Source organism: uncultured Halovibrio sp. (genome assembly GCF_913056445.1).
In the GTDB taxonomy this organism is placed as follows: Bacteria; Pseudomonadota; Gammaproteobacteria; order Pseudomonadales; family Oleiphilaceae; genus Halospina; species Halospina utahensis_B.
The window spans coordinates 69,613-94,264 of the sequence record NZ_CAJXMA010000002.1 but is presented as its reverse complement, the minus strand read 5'-3'; the positions used below and the strand labels follow the sequence as shown (position 1 = coordinate 94,264).

The window sequence follows — 24,652 nt, the reverse complement described above, 5'->3', positions numbered from 1 at the left end:
TTTCAGGGACCGCTGTAAACCCATCCCTGGGCGCTGGCGCGATGACATCCTGTCATCGAGCCTCCCTGAAAGGGCTCCCCCACCGCAATGCTGTTGAGTGAGTCGGTAACGCATCCATTCCCGCCTGAGACTCATGCTCTGCCTTTTCAGATCCAAGGAATGCTGAAACACCAATTATTCGCCAAGAGCAGAAATAATCTTCCAAGCACGGGCAGCTCCCCTGTGTAAGCGTTAGCTGGCCAATTTTTCCGCTGCGAGGCACAGCTTTCTACTGAAGCTCTAAAAAGGCCTGCGAATAGCAACTGTCCCTGAGCGTTGGGCCATGGGGGTCTTTTCCGGGAGGCTCGATGGCAGGGATGCCATCGCGCCAGCGCCCAGGGATGGGTTCACAGCGGTCCCGGAAAAGACCCCCATGGCCCGACGCTTGCAGCACCCCCAAAGGCTGGTGACAACATCGACGCTCCGATAAGGTAGTTGGGGAGCAATCACCCATCAGGCTTGTGACAGAACCAGACCGCAGGCGTTATAATCGCTGATCTTCCAACCAGACAGAACGCCGCCAACCATGGGAAAGAAACTCTTCATCAAGACCCACGGCTGCCAGATGAACGAATACGACTCATCGCGCATGATCGACCTCCTGCGCGAGAGTCACGAGGTGGAGCTGACCGACACCGCCGACGACGCGGACATTCTGCTGCTCAACACCTGTTCCATCCGTGAAAAGGCCCAGGAAAAGGTCTTCCACCAGCTCGGCCGCTGGAAAAAACTGAAGAAAGACAACCCGGACGCCATCATCGGCGTCGGCGGCTGCGTCGCCAGCCAGGAAGGTCAGGCCATCATCGACCGGGCGCCCTACGTGGACATGGTCTTCGGCCCCCAGACCCTGCACCGCCTGCCCGAGATGATCACCAAGGCGGACAGCGAGGGCGGCGTCGGCGTGGTGGACGTCAGCTTCCCCGAAATCGAGAAGTTCGACCAACTGCCCGGGCCAGGCGTGGATGGCCCTTCCGCCTTTGTGTCCATCATGGAAGGCTGCAGCAAGTACTGCTCCTTCTGCGTGGTGCCCTACACCCGGGGCGAAGAGCTGAGCCGCCCGGTGGAGGACGTCCTTGAAGAGGTCCGGGACCTCGCCAGCCAGGGCGTGCGGGAAGTGAATCTTCTCGGCCAGAACGTCAATGCCTACGACGGGGAAACCCTGGACGGCGACACCATGGACCTGGCCGAGCTGATCACCTGGGTGGCGGACATCGAGGGCATCGACCGGATCCGCTTCACCACCTCGCATCCGGTGGAGTTCTCGGATGCGCTGATCAACGTCTACGAGCAGGTTCCGGAGCTGGTCAGTCACCTGCACCTGCCGGTACAGGCGGGCTCGGACCGGATCCTGGCGCTGATGAAGCGTGGCCACACGGCCCTGGAGTACAAATCCAAGATCCGCAAGCTGCGCCGCATCCGTCCGAACCTGAGCCTGTCCTCGGATTTCATCATCGGTTTCCCCGGTGAAACCGAAAAGGACTTTGAAGACACCATGAAGCTGATCAACGACGTGGGCTTCGATGTGTCCTTCAGCTTTGTCTACAGCGCCCGCCCCGGCACCCCGGCGGCGGACCTGCCGGACGATACCCCGGAAGAGGTCAAGAAAGAACGCCTGGCGATCCTGCAGGACCGCATCAACCAGCAGGCCATGGACATCAGCCGCAAGATGGTCGGCAACACCGAGCGCATCCTTGTCACGGGCGTGTCCAAGAAAGATCCCGGTGAATACCAGGGTCGGACCGAGAACAACCGGGTCGTCAACTTCCGCACCGATGTCCCCGGCGTGGTCGGCTCCTTCGTGGACGTCGAGATTACCGAGGCATTGCCGAATTCACTGCGCGGCGTCATGATTGACGACAACCGCTACTGAGCCGAGGCCCGATTGAGCGCCGACACCCGAGAATTCCAGCTGGAACCCGCCGACACGGAACGTCTGGCCGCGCTCTGCGGTCAGTTCGACGAACACCTCAAGCATATCGAAAAACGCATGGGCGTGCGCATCGGCTACCGGGGGCACCACTTCCGGATCACCGGTGACGGCGAGGCCGCAACAGCGGCCATGGAAGTGCTCAAACACCTCTATCGGGAAACCGAGGCCAGTGATGACATCAGCCCGGACACGGTGCACCTGTTCATCCGCGAATCCGGCTTTGAGCGCCTGCCCGAGACCAGCGGCTATGACGGCGCCCAGCAGGTCATCGAAACACCCCGCCTGAAGATCCAGCCCCGGGGCGAGAACCAGCAGCGCTACGTACATGCCATCCGCACCCATGACATCAACTTCGGCGTGGGCCCGGCTGGCACGGGCAAAACCTGGCTCGCCGTGGCCTGTGCCGTGGAGGCCCTCCAGGCCGAGGAAGTCAAGCGGGTTATGCTGGTCCGCCCAGCGGTCGAAGCCGGTGAAAAGCTGGGTTTCCTGCCGGGGGATCTTTCCCAGAAAGTCGATCCCTACCTCAAGCCGCTCTATGACGCTCTCTACGAGATGCTCGGCTTCGAGCAGGTGAACAGGCTGATCGAACGCGGTGTGATCGAGATTGCACCGCTGGCGTTCATGCGCGGGCGCACCCTCAACAACTCCTTCATCATCCTGGACGAAAGCCAGAACACCACGCGGGAACAGATGAAGATGTTCCTCACGCGCATCGGCTTTGGTTCCACCGCCATCATTACCGGCGACATCACCCAGATCGACCTGCCGCGCGGCCAGCACTCCGGCCTGGAACACTGCCTGCGTGTGCTGCGGGAGGTCAAAGGCATTGGTATCACCTACTTCGGCGCCGAGGACGTAGTGCGCCATCCGCTGGTTCAGCGCATCGTGGAAGCCTACGACGACTGGGACGACCGCAACGCATGAACCGCGTAACGCTGGATCTGCAACTGGCAACCCGGCTCACGGGGCTGCCCGCCCAGGCGGATTTCGAAACCTGGGCGGAACAGGGCTGGCAGGGTGACGGCGAAACCGAAGTGACCCTCCGGATCGTGGACGAGCCGGAAGGCCATGAGCTGAATCACCAGTACCGGGGAAAGGATTATCCGACCAACGTGCTTTCCTTCCCCTTCGAGGCGCCCCCCGGGGTGGAGCTCGTCCTGCTCGGAGATCTCGTCATCTGCGCCGGGGTCGTCGAACGGGAAGCCCATGAGCAGGGCAAGACGCCTGAAGCCCACTGGGCACACCTGCTGATTCATGGCATGCTTCACCTGCAGGGTTACGACCATCAGGACCCAGACGAGGCAGAAACCATGGAGAATCTTGAAGTGCATCTCCTTGCCGAGCTTGGTTTTCCCGACCCCTATCGGTAGCATCCCGCGAACAGCAATCCGGAAAGGACCCCATGAGCGACGACTCATCCAACGGCCAGACAAAAAACTCCTGGCTGGAGCGATTATCCCAGGCTTTCTCGAGTGATCCCCGCACCCCCGAAGATCTGCTGCGCGTTCTGCGCGACGCGGAGTTTCAGCAGCTGATCGACAGCGATGCCATGAGCATCATCGAGGGTGCCATGCAGGTGACGGACATGCGCGTGGAGGAGATCATGATTCCACGCTCGCGCATGGTGACGGTCAAGGCCGACGCCGACCCCTCCTCTTACATCAGCGAGGTCATCGAATCCGCCCACTCGCGCTTCCCGGCCATCGGCGATACCTCGGACGAGATCGTCGGCATCCTCCTGGCCAAGGATCTGCTGCCACTGGCCCTGCGCAACAACCTGACCCGCGACAGCATCCGAGATATCCTGCGCCCGGCCACTGTCGTGCCCGAGAGCAAGCGCTGCAACCAGCTGCTCAAGGAGTTCAAGGAAAACCGCAACCACATGGCCATTGTGGTCGACGAATACGGAGGTGTGGCTGGGCTGATCACCATTGAGGACGTGCTTGAACAGATCGTCGGCGACATCGAGGACGAGCACGACGTTGATGATGACGATCGCATCCGCGAGCGCGAACACGGCATCTACGCGGTCAAGGCCCAGACGCCCATCGATGAGTTCAATGAATTCTTCGGCACGGATCTGGACCAGGAAGCTTTCGACACCATCGGTGGCCTGATGCTCAAGGAGTTCGGCCGCCTGCCAAGGCGTGGTGAAACCACCACCGTGGACCGTTTCCGGTTCAAGGTGCTGAACGCCGATAACCGCAAGATCCGCCTGATCCAGGTCAAACCCATCGCATGACGCGGGACGCGCCATGATCCAGAACCGCCTTTTCCGTATTCCCGCGCTGGTGGCCACCGGCGCGCTCCAGACACTCGCGTTTGCCCCCTTCTATCTGTGGCCCGCTGCGCTGCTGTCCCTTATGCTGATCCTGCTTCTGTGCAGCGGCCGGGAGGCGAAGCCCCTGTTCCGGGACGGCTGGTTCCTCGGCCTGGGCCTGTTCGGCAGCGGCGCCTCCTGGGTCTACGTCAGCATCAGCGAATACGGCATGACGGCCGCGCCGCTGGCCGCGATCATGACGCTGCTGTTCGCCATGGGACTGGCGCTGTTCCCGGCCATCGCCTTCTGGTGCTGGGGCCGGCTCGCGGGCACTCACACCGGGCGCAGTCTGTGGCTGTTCCCGGCCGTCTGGGTCCTGATGGACTGGGTGCGTGGCTGGCTTCTGACCGGCTTCCCCTGGCTCTACGCCGGCACCGCCCAGGTGGATGGTCCCCTGGCGCCATGGGCACCGGTCCTTGGCGTACACGGCGTCACCTTTGTTACAGCTGTCACAGCCGCCCTGCTGGTCGCCGCCTGGCACCATTACCGCAGCGGCCCCCGCTGGCTGCCCGCCGGCTTCGTGGCCGCCGCCATACTGCCCTGGCTGCTGGCGCCGCTGCTCAGCCTGGTGGCGTGGACCCAGCCGCAAGGCGAGCCCCTGTCGGTCGCCGCCGTCCAGGGCAATATCTCCCAGCATGACAAATGGGATCCGGACATGCTCCGGAAGCAGATCCGGATCTACCGGGAGCTCACCGAGCCGCTCTGGGGCCGGGATCTGATCCTCTGGCCGGAAACCGCACTGCCCGCCACCCAGGGGCAGGCGGCCCAGGTTCTGGATGCACTGGAAAGCCGCGCACTCGAGACCGGCACGACGCTGGTCACTGGCCTGCCCTGGTACGGCAACAGCCCACACTACGCGGAGCCGGTCTTCCACAACAGCCTGATGACAGTGGGCCCCGGCCAGGGAACCTATCACAAGCAGCGGCTGGTGCCATTCGGTGAATACGTGCCGCTGGAATCACTGCTACGCGGCACCATCGAGTTCTTCAACCTGCCCATGTCGGTCTTCCGTCCGGGCCCGGAAAACCAGTCACCACTGAACTTCGACGACACCAGCACCCATCCGGCCGTGTGCTATGAGATCGCCTACGCGGACTTCGTCGCCCGCAACACAGCTGAAACAGGATTCCTGATGACAGTGAGCAACGACGCCTGGTTCGGGCGTTCACTCGGCCCCTTCCAGCATCACCAGATCGCCCGCATGCGGGCACTGGAAACCGGCCGGGAACTGTTGCGCGCAACCAATAACGGGATCACTTCCATCGTGGACCGCGAAGGCCGGATCCGCGCCCGGGCCCGGCACTATGAGCGGGATGTTCTGAAGGGGGAAATCCAGCCGGTAACCGGCACCACGCCCTTCATGGCTACCGGTTCATGGCCGGTCATAACGCTGGCGGCCGTGATGATCGTGTTCGGCCGCCAACGCGGGAAGCGCAATACGGCCTAGGCGATCGAAGCCACCAGCCCGTCAATCGCCACCAGCCCACCGAGAATCACGCCACCGAGCGCCAGGGCTAGAAGGGTATTCACGGAGTACTTCAGCGCCTTGTACTGACGCCGGTTGGTCTTCTTCAGTTCCCGCACCCGGGCCAGTGCCGGCGAGATCCGCGCGAACAGGCTGTTGGCGAAGCCACGCTGGTCGCCATCCATATTGGGCACCACGGTCAGCCGCATCAGCCCCTTGTAGAAGACGTTGATTACACTCCCGAGCAACCATGTGGGCCGCTCCACATCGCACATCAGGATCAGGCGATACTGTTTGGCATCGTTGTGGGCGTAATGGAGGTAGGTTTCGTCAAAGATCAGGTCCTCGCCATCGCGCCAGGAATAGTCCTGGCCATCAATATTGATGTAGCAGCGGTCATCGTTGGGCGTGGACAGCCCCAGGTGATAGCGCAGCGAGCAGGCCACCGGATCCGCATGCCGGGTCAGTTGTGAGCCCACCGGGAGGATCGAGAACATGGCCCCGTTCACCGACGGCACCTGATCGAGGATCTTCAGGGTCTCCGGGCACGAGGCTTGGGCGGAGTTGTGCTTGGTCCCATACCACTTGATATAGAACTTGCTCCACCCATACTTCTGAAAGGTGCGGAAACCGATGTCGTAGTAGGCGCTGGATTCCGGGTCACTGGTCTGGTCGAAGACCCGATCCTCATAAAGCCCCACCGCCTCACGGCGGATGGTCTCCCAGTTGTCCTGGATCACCTGCAGTTCCGGGAACTGATCCCGATCCATGATGGGGGCCCGCGCCCGTTTCTCGGTGAAGAGATAGAGCAGACAGTTCAGCGGACTGAAGATCGGCCAGCCCTTGCGCCAGTACTCACCAACGCTCTTATAGCGCTCCTGGCCACGGAATCGGTACACATAGATCATTGACCCTGCAACAAAGGCCACGATCAGGATAAAAACGGCCACAGCGACCGGCATGGGCAACCTCCCGGAATGAATGGTTTGAACCGCCACTCATTCTGGGATAGTTCGAAAAATCAAGCAAAGGCCGCGTGCTCAGCCTGTGCCAGGCTCCACATCCGGCGTGTGCGCCGTAATCCGCTCGAAGTAATGGGATTCACACCGCTCACAGGGCTCCAGGCGGGTTGTTTCAGCCAGTGTCCGCATGTGACCGCAGTTCAGACAGCGCAGAACACCCGCCATGGCGAGCTCGCCTGCAAAATAGTGATCCGCGTCCGTGTTCTGAAGCTTCTGCTGGAGCTCCAGGGTATCCAGGCGGGTGGGATCGGCTATGGACAGCAGCCGCTCCACCAGCCAGTCCTCGATCCATTCCAGGTCCGTGCGCAGCCACTCCGCCACGCCGTCGCCGGTACTGGAAACAAAGCCCAGCAGATGGGAGAGATCCCGACGCAGGTAAGCGGCGAGCAGATTCAGCTCATCACGGGTGAGTTCCGCCACCTCCTGCTCAAACTCAACCGCTTCCTCAATTTCCTGCTGGAGCTGCTCCCAGGTTCGTTCCTCCGCTTCCGCGAGGCGGGACTCCACCCGCTCAAGCATGCGGTTGTAGGCGGTCTCGGCACCGTCACTGAGACGGGGGCGCTGCTTATCGGCCACTGTTTTCTCCTGCTGATGGGTTGGAAGTCGGCATGCCTACCTGTCACCTTCTCTCTACGCTAGAATGAGCCCTTTCCCGATGCAACAGCCATTTTCGATCCGAGAGCATAAGGCACCGACCCATGGAAGAGCATTACCGCCCCGACGCCGTCGAGCGCAACGCCCAGCAGTACTGGGAGTCCAACGATGTCTTCGCGGTACGGGAAGAACCCGGCAGGCCCAAGTACTACTGCCTCTCCATGTTCCCCTACCCCAGCGGCAAGCTGCACATGGGGCATGTGCGCAACTACACCATCGGTGATGTGATCTCGCGCTTCCAGCGCATGCAGGGCAAGAATGTGCTGCAGCCCATGGGCTGGGATGCCTTCGGGCTGCCGGCGGAGAACGCGGCCATCAGCAACCGCACCGCCCCCGCCGCCTGGACCCGGCAGAACATTGAACACATGAAGACCCAGCTCAAGCGCCTGGGCTTCGGCTACGACTGGAACCGGGAACTGGCGACCTGCGATCCTGAGTACTACCAGTGGGAGCAGTGGTTCTTCACCAAGCTCTATGAAAAGGGCCTGGTCTACAAGAAGAACGCCACCGTCAACTGGGACCCGGTGGACCAGACGGTACTCGCCAACGAACAGGTGGTGGATGGCCGCGGCTGGCGCTCTGGAGCTGTGGTCGAACAGAAAGAGATTCCCCAGTGGTTCGTCAAGATCACCGACTACGCCGATGAACTGCTGGACGACCTGGATCAGCTCGAGGGCTGGCCGGAACAGGTCAAGGCCATGCAGCGCAACTGGATCGGCCGCTCCGAAGGGGTCGAGCTCGACTTCCAGATGGAGGACGGTTCCGAAACCCTGCGGGTCTATACCACCCGTCCGGACACCCTCTATGGCGTGACCTACATGGCGGTGTCCGCACGTCACCCGGTAGCGGAGAAGGCGTCTGAGCGTTCCCGCGAGGTGGCCGAGTTCGTGGAGGAGTGCCGCCACACCGTTGCCTCCACCGCCGATGTGGAAACCATGGAGAAGAAAGGCGTGGAGACGGGCCTGTATGCCCTCCACCCGCTGACCGGCGAGCGCCTCCCGGTCTACGTTGCCAACTTCGTGCTGCACGAATACGGCACCGGCGCTCTGATGGCGGTGCCCGCCCACGACGAGCGCGACCACGAGTTCGCCCGCAAGTACCGCATCGCCATCCGCCAGGTCATCAGCCCCAGCGACGGCCGCGACGTGGACACCTATGTGGAGGCCTTCACCGAGAAGGGGCTGCTGACCGGCTCAGGCCCCTACACCGGTACCAGCTCCGACGAGGCCTTCGCGGCCATCGCCGAGGATCTGGAAAAGCGCGGCATCGGTAAGCGCAAGACCAATTACCGCCTGCGCGACTGGGGCGTCTCCCGCCAGCGCTACTGGGGCGCGCCCATCCCCATGCTCACCCTCGAAAACGGTGAGTCAGCCCCGGTACCGGAAAGCGACCTGCCAGTGGCACTGCCCGAGGACGTGACCATGGACGGCGTCCAGTCGCCGCTCAAGACCGATCCCGAGTGGGCAAAGACCACCTACAACGGTGAGCCCGCCTTCCGCGAGACGGACACCTTCGACACCTTCATGGAGTCCTCCTGGTACTTCGCACGCTTCTGCAGCCCCTGGAAGGACGACGGCATGCTGGACCCGGAAGCGGCCAACTACTGGCTGCCCGTGGACCAGTACATTGGCGGTATTGAACACGCCATCCTGCACCTGCTCTACGCGCGCTTCTTCCACAAGCTGCTGCGCGATGTCGGCCTGGTCAACAGCGATGAGCCCTTCAACCGCCTGCTGTGCCAGGGCATGGTGCTGGCCGAAACCTGGTACCGCGAGACGGACAACGGCGGTAAAGAGTGGTTCTCACCGCAGGATGTGGACGCGGAGTACGATGGCAAAGGCAACGTGGTCAGCGCCACGCTCAAGGCGGATGGCGAGCCTGTCCACCCCGGTGGCGTGACCAAGATGTCCAAATCCAAGAACAACGGCATCGATCCCCAGGCCATCATCGACGAGTACGGTGCCGACACCGTGCGCCTGTTCATGATGTTCGCGGCCCCGCCGGAGCAGTCGCTGGAGTGGTCCGACAGCGGTGTGGAAGGCGCTCACCGCTTCCTGCGCCGGCTCTGGCGGATGGTGCACCAGCACGTGAGTGACGGCGGCACAGACGGGGCCATGCCGGGCGAGCCCGATGAAGCCCAGCAGGGCATGCGCCGCAAGACGCATCAGACCATTGCCAAGGTCAGCGACGACTTCAGCCGACGCCTGACCTTCAACACGGCCATTGCCGCCGTAATGGAGCTGCTCAACGACGCCGGACGGTTTGAGATCCGCAATGACGGCGACCGGGCGGTGATGCAGGAGGTGCTGGAAACAGCCGTTCTGGTGCTGGCACCTGTGGCCCCCCACATCACCCATGAACTGTGGCAGGCCCTTGGCTACACAACCGCGGTTGTCGACGCTGAATGGCCCGTAGCCGACGAGAACCTGATGAAACAGGACAGCATTGAGCTGGTGGTGCAGGTCAACGGCAAGCTCCGCTCGCGCATCCAGGCGGACGCCGAGGCCGACCGGGACCAGCTCGAGGCCCTGGCGCTTGCGGATGACAACGTCCAGCGCTTCATCGAGGACAAGACCATTCGCAAGGTGGTGGTGGTTCCCGGCAAGCTTGTGAACGTGGTCGCCAACTGACCCGGTCCGGAGGAGATCATGCCCCAGGTCGCCTGGAAACCCATCACCGTACTCATGCTGACAACGGTTCTCAGCGCCTGTGGCTTCCAGCTCCGGGGCAGCGCCCTGGTACCGGATGCACTGGCGCCTTTAACGCTGTCCTGTGGCGAGGGCGTCCCCACCTCCGTCTGCTCAGGCGCCCGCGAGCGTCTGGGCCTGTACAACCTGCTGGCGGAAGACGGCGAGACACCGGAATACCGCCTGACGCTCAGCGGTTACGAGCAGGAACGGCGGACCAGCGCCCTGGATGACCGGGCAGCCGCCAGCGAATACGAACTCAGTGCCCGCATAGCGGTGGAATTGACGACCAGGGACGGCATTCCCCTTCTGGCGGATACCGAACTGAGTGCCCGTGAGTTCTACCAGGCGGATGAGCAGCAGGTGCTGGCCGGAGAGCGGGAACAGCAGGGTATCGAGGGCCTTCTCCAAGACCAGCTGGTGCAACAGGTCACCCGCCGGCTGATGCCCTTCACCGAGGAGCGTATCCGCCGGATCCGCTCCGAGCACGAAAGCAGTACGGACACGGACGAATGAAGGTCACCCCGGAACAGCTCCCGGATCAGCTGGCCAAGCGCCTGGATGCCGGCTACCTGGTTACCGGTGATGAACCCCTCCTGGTCCAGGAAGCCTGCGACCGCATCCGCGAACGGGCCGTTGCAGAAGGCTACGAGGAACGCACGGTCTTCCAGACGGACCCGCAGTTCGACTGGCAGCAGGTCCACGACGAGACCCAGGCACTGTCGCTGTTCGCCAGCCGCCGTCGCATCGAGGTGCGCCTGCACAGTGGCAAGCCCGGCAAGGGCCGTGAGGTTCTGGAAGCCTTCGCCAAGGCGCCCCCGGAGGACGTCATCCTGATTGTGTCTGGCCCACGCCTGGACAGCGGCGAGACCAGCAAGGCCTGGTTCCGCAACTGGCAGAAGGTCGGCCTCCACGTTCCGGTCTGGCCGGTGGATCCAGCGGACTTCCCCCGCTGGCTCTCACGCCGCGCCGAAACCATGGGCCTGAAGCTCACCCGCAACGCCGTGGCCCAGCTCAGCGAGCGCCTGGAGGGCAACCTACTGGCGGCCCACCAGGAGCTGGAACGGCTCAGGGTGGTCGCCGGGGATGAACCGGTGGATGACGCCGTTGCGATTGGAGGTGTTGAGGACAGCAGCCGTTACAACGCCTTCGAGCTGAGCGCCGAGGCGCTTTCCGGCAACCGGGTTCACGCCCTGCAGATGCTGCGGCGTCTCGAGGAGGAAGGAACCAGCACACTGGCCGTATTGGGTGTGCTCCAGCGTGACCTGAAGCACCTTGCCAGCCTGCAGCACAGCCTGCGTCAGGGCAGCAATGCCGCCACCTGGTTCAAGCACAACGGAGTGCGCCAGCCGCCGCTGAGAAAGGCCCTGGAAAAGGCCTCACGCCGGCACAGCAGCCAATCGATCAGCAGGGCCTGGGGACAGGCCAGACAGGTAGACCGGGCCAGCAAAGGGCAGGACCCGGCCATGCCGCCCTGGTCCGCCCTTGCCGCCCTGGTGGAGACGCTCTCCGCCTAGCCGAACTCCGCCTCGTCGAACGCCATCATGCTGTCGCCGCCGTTGCGGATGGACTCCGTCAGGGCAACCGACTGCGGCAGGATGCGGTCGAAGAAGAAGCGCGCGGTCTTGAGCTTGCCGGTATAGAAGCCGGAAGTATCGTTCTCCGCCTTGGGCGCGGCTGCCTGCACCATGCGGACCCACAGATAGGCTTCGGCGGTGAGGCCGAACAGATCCAGGTAGTCCACTGCGGCCGCACCGATCTCCGCCGGATTGCCATCCGCTGCCTTGATGACGCTCTCGGTCACATCGGAAAGACGCTCAAGAGCCGCCGCCAGGGGCTGGATGTAGTCGGCCACTGCCGGATCATCCTGGTTCGCATTGATGTAGTCGGCCACGTCGTTCGCGAAGAGTTCGAAGAACTTACCGCCATTACCGACCACCTTGCGCCCCATCAGGTCCATGGCCTGGATGCCGTTGGTCCCCTCGTAGATCTGGGTGATGCGGGTATCACGCACCAGCTGCTCCTGGCCCCACTCACGGATGTAGCCATGACCGCCGTAGACCTGCTGACCAATCACACAGGTATCCAGCGCCCGGTCGGTCAGGAAGGCCTTGGCCACCGGCGTCAGCAGCGCCACCATGCCATCGGCTTTCTCCTTCGCTTCCGGGTCTTCGGCGAACTTGGCCTGGTCGAGCCACTGGGCTACGTAAGTGATAAAAGCACGGCTGCCTTCGGTATGCGCCTTCATCTTCAGCAGCATCCGGCGCACGTCCGGGTGCACGATGATGGGATCCGCCTGCTTGTCGGGGGTCTGGGGCCCGTTGGGCGAGCGGCTCTGGATGCGCTCGCGGGCGTAGGCCAGGGCGTGCTGGTAGGAAGCTTCCGCCGCGCCCACACCCTGGATGCCCACACCCAGACGCTCATAGTTCATCATGGTGAACATGGCCATCAGGCCCTTGTTGGGCTCGCCCACGAGCCAGCCACGGGCATCATCGTAGTTCATGACACAGGTCGCGGAGCCGTGGATGCCCATCTTCTCCTCCAGTGACCCGCAGGAGACGTTGTTGCGCGCGCCCAGGGAATCGTCCTCATTCACTTCGTATTTCGGCACGAGGAAAAGCGAGATGCCCTTGGGTCCCGCCGGGGCGTCCGGCAGCTTGGCGAGCACCAGGTGGATGATGTTCTCCGCCATGTCGTGCTCACCCCAGGTGATGAAGATCTTGGTGCCTGAGATGCTGTAGGAACCATCATCGTTTGGCTTCGCCTTGGTCCGGATAATGCCCAGATCCGTGCCGGCGTGGGGCTCGGTCAGATCCATGGCCCCGGACCAGGTGCCATCGTACATCTTCGGCAGGTACTTCTCCTTGAGCTCCTCACTGCCGTGGGCATGCAGCGCCAGGCATGCGCCGGCGGTCAGCATGGGGCAGAGGCCGAAGGCCATGTTGGCCCCCTGCATCATCTCCTCGACCTGCCCAACCAGGCTCTTGGGCATGCCCATGCCACCGTAGTTGGGATCACCACCAAGGCCGACCCAGCCGCCTTCGGCGAAGGTCTGGTAGGCCTCCTTGAAGCCGTCAGGCGTGGTCACCTCGCCGTCCTTCCACTGACAGCCCTGCTCATCGCCACTCTGGTTGATGGGGGCGAGCGTCCCTGCTGCGATCTTGCCGGCTTCTTCCAGAATGGCATCCGCCGTCTCCGGATCCACGCTTTCGCTGAGTCCGGGCAGGGAAGCCCACTGCCCCGGTGCGTCGAAGATCTCATTGAGCAGGAACCGCATGTCCTGCAGGGGAGCCTTGTAGTCAGCCATGGATTGTCCTCACTTTGAACGTCTGCGGGGCTATTCTACCCCGGGATTTCTCACAGAAAAGCCCGCACGTGGCGGGCTTTTTCATGCTTACCGGATCATACCGGTTCAGAAGGCGAAATGCTCTTCCTGAATGTCCATCAGGTTGTCCGCACCGCTGATCATGGCGTCGGCGTGGGCCTTCGCCCGAGGCAGCATCCGCTTGAAGTAGAAGCGTGCCGTCTGGAGCTTGGCGTTATAGAAGGCTTCCTCAGTAGTGCCCTCCTCCAGCTTGCGCTGGGCCACTTCCGCCATCTCCGCCCAGAGGTAGGCGAGCACGCCGTAGCCTGAGTACATCAGGTAGTCGTAGGACGCCGCCCCGACCTCTTCACGATCCTTCATGGCGGCCGAACCCAGCTTCATGGTCAGGTCGCCCCACTCCTTGTTGAAGGCCGCCAGTGGCTCGATGAACTCGGCCAGCTGCTTGTTGTCACCGTGCTCCTTGCAGAACAGGTGGACCTTCTTGGTAAAGCGCTTGAGCGACTCGCCCTGGGTCATCAGAACCTTGCGGCCCAACAGATCCAGTGCCTGGATGCCCGTGGTGCCTTCGTAGATGGTACCGATGCGCGCATCACGGACGATCTGCTCCATCCCCCACTCAGAGATATAGCCATGCCCACCCAGAACCTGCATGCCCTGGTTGGCCGCCTCAACGCCGGTTTCAGTCAGGAATGCTTTGGCAATGGGCGTCAGGAATCCAAGCAGTTCATCAGCTTCCTTGCGGGCGTCCTCGTCCTGGCCACGCGTGGCGATGTCCGCCTGCTGAGCGGCGTAATAGATCATGGCACGACCGCCCTCAGCGAGCGCTTTCTGGGTCATCAGCATGCGCCGGACGTCGGGGTGGACGATAATGGGGTCGGCCGCGCCGTCCGGATTCTTGGCCCCGGAGAGAGAGCGCATGGCCTGGCGGTCCTTGGCGTATTCCAGCGACCCCTGGAAGGCCAGTTCCGCGGAGCCCAGCCCCTGGATGGCGGTACCGATACGGGCAATGTTCATGAAGGTGAACATGTAATTCAGGCCCTTGTGCGGCTCGCCGATGAGGAAGCCCCTGGCACCATCAAAGTTCAGCACGCAGGTGGCGTTGCCGTGAATGCCCATCTTGTGCTCGATGGAGCCAACGGAGACGCTGTTGCGCTCGCCCGGGTTGCCGTTTTCGTCGGGAATGAACTTGGGAACCACAAAAACCGAAATGCCCTTGGTGCCCTTGGGCGCATCAGGCAGTTTGGCCAGTACCAGATGGATGATGTTGTCCGACATGTCGTGATCGCCCGCGGAGATGAAAATCTTCTCGCCGGAGATGCTGTAGCTGCCGTCAGAATTGGGTTCCGCCTTGGAGCGCATAATGCCGAGGTCAGAGCCACAATGGGATTCCGTCAGACACATGGTGCCTGTCCATTCGCCACTGATCATCTTGGGCAGGTAGGTCTGCTTCTGCTCTTCCGAGCCATGGGCTTCCAGCGTGTTCAGGCAACCGTGACTGAGGCCGGGGTACATGCCGAACGACCAGTTGGCCGTCCCCACCATTTCACTCATGACCATGGAAAGAGAGCCGGGCAGCCCCTGGCCGCCAAGTTGCTCATCGGCCGTCATCGAAGGCCAGCCACCCTCAATGTACTGCTTGTAGGCTTCCTTGAAACCGGTCGGGGTCTTCACTTCCCCGTTTTCCAGGGTACAGCCTTCCTGGTCGCCGGTCTGGTTCAGCGGCGACAGCACCTGCTCGCAGAACTTGGCCCCTTCCTGGATGATGGCATTGACCATGTCCGGCGTAGCTTCCTCGCCACCCGGGATATGCTGGTAATGCGTTTCAGTATCCAGAAGCTCGTTCATAACAAACTGGATGTCGCGCAGCGGTGCTTTGTACTGGGGCATGGCTCGTACCTCGGTTCATGCAATTAAACGGCTGTTTGAAACATACGTTTGGGGCGGGCCTCGTGTCAAGAGACATAACCGCTGTGAATGCATTCCGAGGGGCGCTCAGGCTGTGGCACGGAAGCCTGTAGTAGTGGCGGTAGCAGAATCGGTGGAGGGCATTTCATCCACGTCACGGAAGAGGCTGATACGGGTATCATCTCCGCCGGGACGCTCGGAAGCAGAGGCGTCCGTTTCCTGAGCGCGCTCCACCCGCCCTTCCCCACTGCTGCCCTCGTCCTGGCGCGAGGAACGCAGCTCCGATTGGGCCTGAAGAAGCTGACGGGTCGCCTCCTGCGCGACGCGGATATCCTGGGGCGACGGTTCGGCCGGGGCAAGCGCAGCCGCGCGCACGGTCTGCATCTTGCTGATGGTGGCTTCCGGGTCATCAGCGATGACACTGGTATCAATGGAGACCTGCCCGCCGACGGCATAGAGCTGGCCATCCGGTCCGCGCTGGTAGGTGTAGGTAGGCGCCCCGGCGTACTGGCCACCCACGACCTGATGCGCCTGTTCATGCTGGCGCACCTCCCGGTCCCGGCCTCTGAGTTCCTGGACGGCCGACTGCTGTTCCGGGGATGGCCCATCAGAACCCTGTTCCGGCTGCTGCCGCTCGCCCTCGCGGTTCTCCGATCCGGGTTCCTGACCCGCCTCACGACGGGGACTTTCCGGGCGCGGCGGCGACGTCTCATCGTCTGCCCCCCGGGCGTTACGCCCCCCTTCCTGCGGGTTCTGCCGGCGGGCCTGTTCACTGATGGAAACCTCGACGCCACCACGACTGCTGCTGTCACCACGCGTTGCGGGAGACGCAGACCTGGAAGGCGCCGTCGGACTGGAGGGCGTTACCGGACTGACAGAAGCACTGGAATAGGACGGTGACGTACTGTTATTGGGCGTGCTGGTCTGCGGCACGCTGCCGGAAGCCGTACCGGGAGGAGCGGCGCTTCGGGTTACAGCACCGCCGGCGTTGCTGATCGCGGGCTGGATGGATGTAAGCTGCACGGCGATTCCATTCCGGCGTCAGGCACGTTCATCGAGCAGCGTCCCCACCATCTCGTCCGCTGTCCGAACCACTTCGATGGAAGCCTCGGCATTCCGCTGGTTGACCTTAAGATCCACGATGGAGCCCGCCAGGCTGTCCTCGACGGCACCAGCACCATCAGGAGCAGCGGCTTCCCGGGCAGGCGCCTCTGTGGTTCCCGAACGCGCAATACGGCTGGCCGCATCCTGCATGCCGCGCTGGGCATCCTGAACACCGTTCACACCAATGGACAGGGCATTACTGATCATGGGCACACCTCCCGCCCAGAACGTTCATGAACATTACACCACAGCAGTGTTCAAAATTCAAACAGACGGAGCAGGCCTGTTTACGCTCCAGGCAGGGGCAGCGAAAGGTGCCGGGAGGCCTCTTCCACCATGGCGGTGGGATCCCGCGAAGCCAGCCAGGGCACACGCCCCATGCACGGCGCGGGCATGCGCTCGCAGAGCGTCTCGAACGTCTCGTCTTCCCGCGCCATGGGCTCGGGAGTGCAGCGATTGGCCACCCACCCCGCCAGGCGGCAGCCGTCACGCTGGATCAGCTCGGCACTGAGCAGCGCGTGGTTGATGGCGCCCAGGCGCAATCCGACAACCAGGACGACGGGAAACTGGAGATCGCTCACCAGATCCACCCAGGTTTCATGGTCATTGAGCGGCACACGCCAGCCACCGGCGCCTTCAACCAGGAACAGGTCCGCAGGGCGCATCATGGCACCCCGACAGAACCCCGCCAGGCGCTCGGCACTGACCCGGCGCCCGGCTTCCCGGGCCGCTACGTGGGGCGCGATTGCAGGTTCCAGCGCCACCGGGTTCACCGACTCATAGGGCATGGACTCGGTCATGGCCTGTGACAGCGCCAGGGCATCGGCATTGCGCAGGCCTTCAGGGGTCTGCTCACAGCCGGAAGCCAGGGGCTTCATGGCCAGGGTACGCAGGCCATTGCGGGCTGCCAGGCGCAGCAGGCCAGCCGTGACCACCGTCTTGCCGGAGTCCGTGTCAGTACCTGTGACGAAGTAGGATTGTCGTGGCATGGGCGTTATGGAAGGTTCCGGTTATTGCCTGGGGCCGGTCAGGTGCGCAAAAGCCACCTGCCAGGTTGCGGGCACACCATACCGGGAATCCCGGTGGCGGTCATAGGCGCGGCGCATGGCTCTCAGGCGCCCGGGGCCCAGCGCACCCCGGTGGCGGTGTTCATCCTTGTAGCGGGCCCCGAGGGTCTTGAGCTCTCCCAGCAGCGCCATGACATCCGGGTACCACAGTACCAGCGGTTCAACATCAACAGTCACCCTCTCAAAGCCCTCGGCCAGCCGCGCCTCCAGCTCCGCCCGGGTCAGGAAACGATTGACGTGGCGACGGCCGGGATCGGCCTCCGCCCACGCGGATTCCAGTTCGGTCAGGGTTCCGTCCACCAGGGTCGCGAGATGGGCCCCGCCCCCGGGCTTAAGCAGTCTTGCCATCTCCCGGGCAACGGCACCGGTGTCCTCGCACCACTGGATCATCAGGCTCGACTGGATCCAATCCAGGCTGCCCGAGGCCAGCGGCACATTCGCGGCATCAGCCACGAGCCAGCGCGCATCCACGCCCCGGTGCGCCCGGGCATAATCGACCATTCCGGGAGACAGGTCGGCGGCGATCAGTTCCTCGGGGGCCAGCTCGCGCTCCAGCTCCGGCAGACTGAAACCGGTACCGCAGCCCAGATCAAGTCCCACACCACCGCTCGGAGCCTCCATGCGGGCCAGCAGATCCAGCGCCACGCGCTGCTGCAGCCGTGCCGCCGCGTCATAGCTCTCAGCGGCCGCGCCGAAGTCCTCGGATACGCGCTGGCGACTGACCTGGTTGAACTGCCGCGCATTCATGGTGCCACCTGCTCCATAGCCCCGCTGATCCAATCCGTTGCCCCAGCGGCGGAAGCCGGCCAGTGGCAGGATTCAGCCGCCAGATGACAGCGTTCACCGGCCAGGCCAAGTGTTTCCGGTACCGCCCCGCTGACCAGCGCATCACGCCCGCAGAACAGGTGCTGTGCCCATGCCCCTGCCTGCTGCCAGAGCGCCCGTTGATCGAGCCGGGCAAGCCACTCCAGACTGTCTGAAAGACCCTGCCGGTAGTCCAGGGTCAGCTCCGGCCAATCCAGGGCCTGGAGTTCACGGCGTACCTGCCGGGGAGATGCGCTGCCCTGGCTGACCAGGGCGCAGAAACGACCGAGCGTCTGCTCCACATCCACCCGCATACCCTCCCGGAAACCACGGAAGTCGGCATCCGCCATACCCACGGACCAGTCCGACCCCTCCAGAAAGCGGGGAGTCGAACAGAGGGTCACCACACCGCTCACCGTTCCAGGAAAGCGCTCACGGGCCGCCATGGCCACCTGTCCGCCCAGGGACCAGCCCAGCCAGGGCACTCCCGAGGGAACACGGGCCATAACAGCGTCCAGCGCGGATTCCAGATCCTGATGCCCGATCGCCATCCGTGCCGGCTCCAGCAGCACGGGCTCCACCTCAGCGGGCAGCAGTGGCCGCAGCGCCTCCGCCGGGATACCCCAGCCGCCGACAACAACCGCCCTGGTCATGCCGCCCCCGTTTCGCTGCGCGCCGCCCTGAGCGCCTCCAGGAGCCGCTCCATATGTTCATCCGTATGGCTGGCGCTGAAGGTCAGGCGCAGACGCGCTTCACCCTGGGGAACCGTGGGCGGACGGATCGCCGGCACCAGAATATCCCGCCGCGCCAGTGCCTCGCTCAGGGCCATGGCACGGTCCGATGGCCCCACGATCAGGGGCTGTATCGGCGTCCAGGACTCCATCAGCCGGTAGCCGAGCGCGGTTGCCTCATCCCGGAACCACGCCACCAGCTTCGCCAGGCGTTCACGCCGCCAGCCCTCTTCCCGACAAAGTTCCAGGCTGCGCCGGGTTGCGGCCGCCATCGCCGGCGGCATGGCGGTGGTGTAGATATAGGTGCGCGCTTTCTGCACCAGGTAATCCACGAATTCACGTGAGCCGGCAACAAAAGCACCACCGACACCCAGTGCCTTGCCCAGTGTGCCCACCAGTATGGGCACTGCGGACTGGTCAAGACCGCGGACCTCGGCGATACCGCCGCCCTTGCTGCCCAGCACGCCCAGACCATGGGCGTCGTCCACCATCAGGGGCACACCCTGCTCCCGGCACAGCGCGGACAGACCGTCCAGCGGTGCCAGGTCGCCGTCCATGCTGAAAACCCCATCCGTTGCCACCAGCGCACAGCGCGACTCCGCCTCCAGAAGCCGGGCGGCGGCGCTGGTGTCGGCGTGGGTATAGCGTTTCAGGCGGGCACCCGCGAGACGGGCACCGTCCAGCAGTGAGGCGTGGTTGAGGCGGTCCTGCAGGATCACGTCATGGCGCCCGGCCATGGCGGCAGTGACACCGAGATTGGCCATATACCCCGTGGAGAACAGCGCCGCCGCTTCCCGGCCGGTATGTGCCGCCAGTGCCTCTTCGAGCTCCTGATGGAGCCGGTGGTGACCATTCACCATATGCGAGGAACCGCTGCCCACCCCGTGTTCACGGGCTGCGTCTGTGAGCGCCTCAATCACACCGGGGTGGTTGGCAAGCCCGAGGTAGTCATTGCTGCAGAAGGCCAGCATGCTGCGGCCATCCACAACAATCTCCGGGCCCTGGGCGGAATCCAGAACCCGGCGATCCCGCAGCAGCCCCTGCTGCCGCAGTGTTTCGAGCTCGGCGCTGTAATCAGGCATTGGCCGCGTCGTAGAACAGGGCACTCTGGCGCTCCTGCTCCATGCGGCGGGTCAGCTCGTCGACCTCGTCCTCGTCCGAACGGTCCGTGGCCAGCGGCTCCGGCACGATGCCAAGGCGCCGGAACAGCGCCCTGTCCTGCTCGGCCTGCGGGTTTTCCGTGGTCAACAGCTGATCGCCGTAGAAAATGGAATTGGCGCCGGCCATGAAGCACAGTGCCTGCATCTGGTCGTTCATCTCTTCACGCCCCGCGGACAGGCGGACATGGCTCTTCGGCATGAGAATGCGCGCCACGGCAATGGTACGCACGAACTCGAACGGATCGAGGTCCTCGACGTCTTCCAGCGGTGTACCCGGAATCTTGATCAGCATGTTAATGGGCACACTTTCCGGGTGATCCGGCAGGTTGGCCAGCTGCAGCAGCAGCCCTGCCCGGTCATCCTCATCCTCGCCCATACCCATGATGCCGCCGCAGCAGACCTTCATGCCCGCATTACGCACGTTCTCCAGGGTATCCAGACGGTCCTGGTAGGTCCGGGTGGTGATGATCTGGTTGTAGTAGCGCTCGGAGGTGTCGAGGTTGTGGTTGTAGTAATCCAGCCCTGCTTCCGCCAGCTCACCGGCCTGGTCCTCCGTGAGCATGCCCAGGGTCATGCAGGTTTCGAGCCCCATGTCCTTCACGCCACGGATCATTTCCAGCACGTGCGGCAGATCCTTCTTCGTGGGGCTGCGCCAGGCCGCGCCCATGCAGAAGCGGGTTGCACCGGTTTCCTTGGCCGCTTTCGCCTGCTCCAGGACCTTCTCGACCTGCATCAGCTTCTCTTTTTCGAGACCGGTGTTGTAATGGCCACTCTGCGGGCAGTACATGCAGTCCTCGGGGCAGGCACCGGTCTTGATGGAGAGCAGGGTTGAAACCTGCACTTCATTGGGATCAAACCACTGGCGGTGCGCCTGCTGGGCCCGGAAGACCAGGTCGTTGAACGGCATATCCAGAAGTTCACGGACCTCCTTCAGGGTCCAGTCGTGACGGATGGCATCGGAAGTGGTCATACTGGTGTCCTTATCCTGCTGATCAATGGTCTGCCACACGGAGGTGTCCAGACGGAATGGAAACCATGATAAGGATGGCCAGACGGCTGTCAACCAGAGCAACCCTGATGGTTAACAGGGTGAACACAACCCGCCCCAGGCTGAGCCGGTGCGTCATCTGCCTGGGCCCGGACCAGGGCGGCGGACTCTGCCACGCATGCCTTCTTGACCTTCCGGCAACAGGTCCCTGTTGCCGGCGCTGCGCCCTGCCACTGTCCATTGAGGAACGCGGAGCAAGCCTGTGCCGGCAATGCGAGCGCACCGACCCACCCCAGGACCGGAGCCGCATTCCCTGGCGCTACGAGTGCCCCGTGGACCGCATGATCCAGAACTACAAGTACCACGGCACACGCGCCCAGGGCGCCGCTCTGGCCCGCAATTGGCTGCGGGCCGCTGGCATGCCCGAGCCGCGACCATTGGCCCTGATTCCGGCGCCCATGGATCCGGAACGGTTGCGCGAGCGCGGCTTCAGCCAGACGGCGGAGCTGGCGGACTGGCTCGGTCGCTCCACAGGGATACCGGTGCTGCCCGGCCGGCTCCAGCGCCATGGCGGCTATCGTGCCCAGGCCAGCCTGTCGCGCTCCGAGCGACGGCGCAACCTCAGAGAGGTTTTCTTCGTTGCCGGCAGCGCGCCCCTTCCGGAGCATGTCGCCCTGATCGAGGACGTGGTCACCACCGGCGCGACAGCGGAGGCCATGGGGCACTGCCTGCGCCGGGCGGGAGTGCAACGCCTGGAGGTCTGGGCACTGGCAAGAACACCCTAGGCGTCAGTACAGCTGCTGGAGCACACGGTCGGCGAGCGCCAGGGAAGCAGTGAGCCCCGGGGACTCAATACCGAACAGATTCACCGCCCCGGCCAGGCCGTGCTCCCTCGGCCCCTGGATCATGAAATCCGCCGGTTTGTCGTCAGGGCCGTGAATGCGGGGACGGATGCCGGCATAGGCGGGCGTCAGGCGCGCGGGGTCCAGCCCGGGCCACCACTGGCGGACGGCGTCGGCAAAAGTGGCAGCCAGTGATTCCGGCACGGACCATTCCAGGGCATCCACCCAGTGCGCGTCCGGCCCAAACCGGGCCTGACCGGCCATATCAAGGGTCAGGTGCACGCCAAGCCCACCTGCAGCCGGCAACGGGTAGATCAGGCGCTGGAAGGGGTGACGGCCGCTGTAGGCGAAGTAGTGGCCCTTGGCGAACCACTGGCGCGGCACAGCCTCTGCAGGCATCCCTTCCCATCGCCGGGCAACGGGCACAGCCCCCAACCCACCGGCATTAACCACGATGGCGGCGCTGAGTTCGCAGGGTGCATCGCCGCCCACCTGGACGCGGTGGCGCCCCTGCACGGTCTCAATCCGCTCCACCGGCGCCTGGCGCACCAGCCAGCCGCCATGGGCTTCCATATCCCCGAGCAGAGCCTGCATAAAGGCGTGGGAATCCACAATGCCGCTCATCGGGGACGCCAGCCCGGCCGCCGCGTGAAGCTCCGGCTCCCGGGCGATTTCACGGGTGCTGAGCCACTCTAGTACCACGTCGTTGTCCGCGGCATTGCGGCGCAGTCGCTCCAGGGCGGGAATTTCAGCCTCACCGGTGGCAACCAGCCACTTGCCGCAGCGCCGGTGGGCGACAGCGTGACGCTCGCAGAAAGCGTACAGCCGGTCCCGGCCCTCACGGCACAGCTCCGCCTTGAGCGACCCCGGCGGATAGTAGATGCCCGCGTGGATGACTTCGCTGTTGCGCGAGGAGACCTCCTCACCGGGGAGAGCGTGGCGCTCAAGCACCAGTACCTCGTGTCCGGCCCTGGCCAGGGCCCGCCCCACGGCCAGCCCCACAACCCCCGCACCAATGACGACCGCATCAACCTGTTCCGAATCCATGAGCAAAGGATACCAGCCGGGGCTCTGATTGAAACGCCCAAGCGGTTATACTGGTGACCTGGCCATTTCAGCGGGGGAAGTATGTCGGACATCCGCCAGTTCATTGCGGTCATGATCGTGGCAGCCCTGTTTGTAAGCTGGCTGGGCTGGCGCGGCTATACCGTGATGGAACTCAACGAAACGCTGCGCGAACAGTCCGCGCTGGCGGCCTACCCCTATCCTTTCCGCGTGCTGCGCGTGGAAGGAGACACGGCCGTCATGAGCACACTTCGCTCGCCCCGTGTGGACACCGCCCAGGCCATGCGGGAACTGTTCCCTGACCTGCGCCGGATACCGGAAACCAGCCGCGAATTCCGCCGCGCTGAACAGGAGTACGCCCGCCTTCAGGCACGGGCAAGTGAGACCGTCACCGCCTCGGGCAGCATCCGCCGGGTACGCTGGGAGCTGGACGAGAACTGGTACTACCTCAATAACATGGAGACCCGTCGCACCCCCGGTCACGCGGCCCCCATCAACCCCGCGACAGGCAGCTGACCCATGGAGACGATGGCGCACCCCTACCAGCACCTCACCCCCGACCTGGTTCTCGATGCGGTAGAGGCCTGTGGCTACGCGGTTAACGGCCGACTCTTCCCGCTTAATTCCTATGAGAACCGTGTCTACCAGGTCGGGATTGAGGACCAGAAGCCGCTGATCGCCAAGTTCTATCGCCCGGGACGCTGGTCCCGACCGCAGCTGGAGGAAGAGCACGGATTTGTGGCCGAGCTGGAGTCCGCCGAGATCCCGGCGGTTGGTGCGCTCCCCATGCCCGGCGGCGGCTACCTGGCGGACTACGGCGTTTTCACGCTGGCGCTCTACCCCCAGCGCGGCGGCCAGGCCCCGGACATCACGCTTCCGGACACACTGTTCCGCATTGGCCAGTGGCTCGGGCGCATCCATCAGGTTGGCGCGCGCAGGGACTTCCAGCACCGCCCCACCATTGACCCGGTCCGGGTGATTGATGAGGGGCAGCGCTATGTCCTGGATGCCGGATTTGTGCCGGACGATCTGGTGGCGGCCTACCGCAGCCTGATCCCGGACCTGCTCGATGCCATCCGCGCCTGCCAGGAGCGCGCCGGCGAGGTGACGATCCAGCGGCTGCACGGGGATTGCCATATGGGCAACATCCTGATGCGCGAGGAACGGCTGCTGTTCGTGGACTTTGACGACGCCCGTCAGGGCCCGGCTATCCAGGACATCTGGCTGATGCTCAGTGGCGACGCCGAGGAGCAGCGCTGGCAGCTGGGAGAGCTCATCGAGGGCTACGAGCAGTTCAACCAGTTCAACCCGGCGGAATGCCACCTCATTGAGCCTCTTCGCACCATGCGACTGATCAACCAGGCCGCCTGGCTGGCCTGGCGGTGGGACGACCCCACCTTCCCCATGCACTTCCCCTGGTTCGGACAGGCACGATTCTGGTCCGACCATATTCTGATGCTGCGCGAACAGCTCGCCAGCCTGCAGCAGCCACCGGTCCGGCCACCCGGGCCCTGACAGCGCCCACGAACAACGGAAACCGCACC

General features: G+C 63.8%; 23 protein-coding genes. 11 read left to right on the top strand and 12 right to left on the bottom strand.

The features are described from left to right. Positions 1 to 565: 565 nt before the first annotated feature. From miaB to lnt, 5 genes are read left to right on the top strand one after another with little or no spacing between them, the layout of a single operon-like run. Positions 566 to 1,909: a tRNA (N6-isopentenyl adenosine(37)-C2)-methylthiotransferase MiaB gene (miaB, locus tag QZ501_RS01390; protein ID WP_295716608.1), complete on the top strand. Its 1,344-nt coding sequence runs from the start codon at positions 566 to 568 to the stop codon at positions 1,907 to 1,909. Positions 1,910 to 1,921: 12 nt separating this feature from the next. Then, a complete protein-coding gene (locus tag QZ501_RS01385; protein WP_151441108.1) occupies positions 1,922 to 2,893 on the top strand; it encodes a PhoH family protein in 972 nt (323 codons plus the stop codon). Next, the gene (gene ybeY, locus QZ501_RS01380; protein ID WP_295716606.1) at positions 2,890 to 3,339 is read left to right on the top strand and encodes an rRNA maturation RNase YbeY; all 450 of its coding nucleotides are present in this window, start codon (positions 2,890 to 2,892) and stop codon (positions 3,337 to 3,339) included. Before QZ501_RS01385 ends, ybeY begins: the two co-directional genes overlap by 4 nt. Before the next feature lie 32 nt (positions 3,340 to 3,371). After that, positions 3,372 to 4,211 carry a transporter associated domain-containing protein gene (locus QZ501_RS01375; RefSeq protein WP_295716604.1) on the top strand — a complete coding sequence of 280 codons (840 nt, stop codon included), beginning with the start codon at positions 3,372 to 3,374 and terminating at the stop codon, positions 4,209 to 4,211. Between the two features lie 13 nt (positions 4,212 to 4,224). After that, positions 4,225 to 5,736 (top strand): apolipoprotein N-acyltransferase, encoded by a 1,512-nt coding sequence (lnt, locus tag QZ501_RS01370; protein WP_151441105.1) that lies wholly within the window; start codon positions 4,225 to 4,227, stop codon positions 5,734 to 5,736. On the opposite strand, the gene QZ501_RS01365 is transcribed toward lnt, so the two are convergent. Together QZ501_RS01365 and QZ501_RS01360 are read right to left on the bottom strand one after the other, a co-directional pair. Further along, positions 5,733 to 6,716: an aspartyl/asparaginyl beta-hydroxylase domain-containing protein gene (locus tag QZ501_RS01365; RefSeq protein ID WP_295716601.1), complete on the bottom strand. Its 984-nt coding sequence runs from the start codon at positions 6,714 to 6,716 to the stop codon at positions 5,733 to 5,735. The genes lnt and QZ501_RS01365 overlap by 4 nt on opposite strands. A 78-nt stretch (positions 6,717 to 6,794) precedes the next feature. Further along, positions 6,795 to 7,352 (bottom strand): zinc ribbon-containing protein, encoded by a 558-nt coding sequence (locus QZ501_RS01360; RefSeq protein WP_151441103.1) that lies wholly within the window; start codon positions 7,350 to 7,352, stop codon positions 6,795 to 6,797. A gap of 122 nt (positions 7,353 to 7,474) precedes the next feature. Here QZ501_RS01360 and leuS point away from each other — a divergent pair, with 122 nt between their 5' ends. From leuS to holA, 3 genes are read left to right on the top strand one after another with little or no spacing between them, the layout of a single operon-like run. Continuing rightward, positions 7,475 to 10,060 (top strand): leucine--tRNA ligase, encoded by a 2,586-nt coding sequence (gene leuS / locus QZ501_RS01355; protein ID WP_295716599.1) that lies wholly within the window; start codon positions 7,475 to 7,477, stop codon positions 10,058 to 10,060. A gap of 18 nt (positions 10,061 to 10,078) precedes the next feature. Further along, positions 10,079 to 10,633 carry an LPS assembly lipoprotein LptE gene (gene lptE / locus QZ501_RS01350; RefSeq protein WP_151441101.1) on the top strand — a complete coding sequence of 185 codons (555 nt, stop codon included), beginning with the start codon at positions 10,079 to 10,081 and terminating at the stop codon, positions 10,631 to 10,633. After that, positions 10,630 to 11,634, top strand: a complete 1,005-nt coding sequence (gene holA / locus QZ501_RS01345) for a DNA polymerase III subunit delta (RefSeq protein WP_295716597.1) — start codon at positions 10,630 to 10,632, stop codon at positions 11,632 to 11,634. Before lptE ends, holA begins: the two co-directional genes overlap by 4 nt. On the opposite strand, the gene QZ501_RS01340 is transcribed toward holA, so the two are convergent. The 9 genes from QZ501_RS01340 to bioB all read right to left on the bottom strand — a co-directional run bounded on the left by QZ501_RS01340 (position 11,631) and on the right by bioB (position 21,183). Then, entirely contained in the window at positions 11,631 to 13,424 is a 1,794-nt protein-coding gene (locus QZ501_RS01340) for an acyl-CoA dehydrogenase C-terminal domain-containing protein (RefSeq protein WP_295716595.1), read from the bottom strand. The two genes, holA and QZ501_RS01340, sit on opposite strands and share 4 nt — an antisense overlap. Positions 13,425 to 13,529: 105 nt before the next feature. Then, entirely contained in the window at positions 13,530 to 15,329 is a 1,800-nt protein-coding gene (locus QZ501_RS01335) for an acyl-CoA dehydrogenase C-terminal domain-containing protein (RefSeq protein ID WP_295716593.1), read from the bottom strand. Between the two features lie 105 nt (positions 15,330 to 15,434). After that, positions 15,435 to 16,370 carry a putative metalloprotease CJM1_0395 family protein gene (locus QZ501_RS01330; RefSeq protein WP_202405509.1) on the bottom strand — a complete coding sequence of 312 codons (936 nt, stop codon included), beginning with the start codon at positions 16,368 to 16,370 and terminating at the stop codon, positions 15,435 to 15,437. A gap of 18 nt (positions 16,371 to 16,388) precedes the next feature. Beyond that, positions 16,389 to 16,658 (bottom strand): flagellar biosynthesis protein FlgE, encoded by a 270-nt coding sequence (locus tag QZ501_RS01325; protein ID WP_160897907.1) that lies wholly within the window; start codon positions 16,656 to 16,658, stop codon positions 16,389 to 16,391. A gap of 80 nt (positions 16,659 to 16,738) precedes the next feature. Then, positions 16,739 to 17,440 (bottom strand): dethiobiotin synthase, encoded by a 702-nt coding sequence (gene bioD / locus QZ501_RS01320; protein WP_160897906.1) that lies wholly within the window; start codon positions 17,438 to 17,440, stop codon positions 16,739 to 16,741. 21 nt (positions 17,441 to 17,461) lie between these two features. Then, on the bottom strand, positions 17,462 to 18,265 hold the full coding sequence (gene bioC, locus QZ501_RS01315; RefSeq protein WP_295716588.1) for a malonyl-ACP O-methyltransferase BioC: 804 nt from the start codon (positions 18,263 to 18,265) through the stop codon (positions 17,462 to 17,464). Continuing rightward, positions 18,262 to 18,975: a hypothetical protein gene (locus tag QZ501_RS01310; protein ID WP_295716586.1), complete on the bottom strand. Its 714-nt coding sequence runs from the start codon at positions 18,973 to 18,975 to the stop codon at positions 18,262 to 18,264. The genes bioC and QZ501_RS01310 overlap by 4 nt, the downstream gene beginning before the upstream one ends. Beyond that, positions 18,972 to 20,135, bottom strand: a complete 1,164-nt coding sequence (gene bioF, locus QZ501_RS01305; protein WP_295716584.1) for an 8-amino-7-oxononanoate synthase — start codon at positions 20,133 to 20,135, stop codon at positions 18,972 to 18,974. The genes QZ501_RS01310 and bioF overlap by 4 nt, the downstream gene beginning before the upstream one ends. Beyond that, positions 20,128 to 21,183, bottom strand: a complete 1,056-nt coding sequence (gene bioB / locus QZ501_RS01300; protein ID WP_160897902.1) for a biotin synthase BioB — start codon at positions 21,181 to 21,183, stop codon at positions 20,128 to 20,130. Before bioB ends, bioF begins: the two co-directional genes overlap by 8 nt. Positions 21,184 to 21,290: 107 nt before the next feature. Here bioB and QZ501_RS01295 point away from each other — a divergent pair, with 107 nt between their 5' ends. Further along, on the top strand, positions 21,291 to 21,986 hold the full coding sequence (locus QZ501_RS01295; RefSeq protein WP_295716581.1) for a ComF family protein: 696 nt from the start codon (positions 21,291 to 21,293) through the stop codon (positions 21,984 to 21,986). A 3-nt stretch (positions 21,987 to 21,989) separates the two neighbouring features. Here the strand turns inward: QZ501_RS01295 and QZ501_RS01290 are convergent, their stop codons facing one another. After that, complete coding sequence (locus tag QZ501_RS01290) at positions 21,990 to 23,090, bottom strand: NAD(P)/FAD-dependent oxidoreductase (RefSeq protein WP_160897900.1); 1,101 nt, start codon at positions 23,088 to 23,090, stop codon at positions 21,990 to 21,992. 81 nt (positions 23,091 to 23,171) lie between these two features. Here QZ501_RS01290 and QZ501_RS01285 point away from each other — a divergent pair, with 81 nt between their 5' ends. Together QZ501_RS01285 and QZ501_RS01280 are read left to right on the top strand one after the other, a co-directional pair. Beyond that, positions 23,172 to 23,624: a hypothetical protein gene (locus QZ501_RS01285; RefSeq protein ID WP_295716579.1), complete on the top strand. Its 453-nt coding sequence runs from the start codon at positions 23,172 to 23,174 to the stop codon at positions 23,622 to 23,624. A 3-nt stretch (positions 23,625 to 23,627) separates the two neighbouring features. Further along, complete coding sequence (locus QZ501_RS01280) at positions 23,628 to 24,623, top strand: serine/threonine protein kinase (RefSeq protein WP_295716577.1); 996 nt, start codon at positions 23,628 to 23,630, stop codon at positions 24,621 to 24,623. Positions 24,624 to 24,652 lie beyond the last annotated feature (29 nt).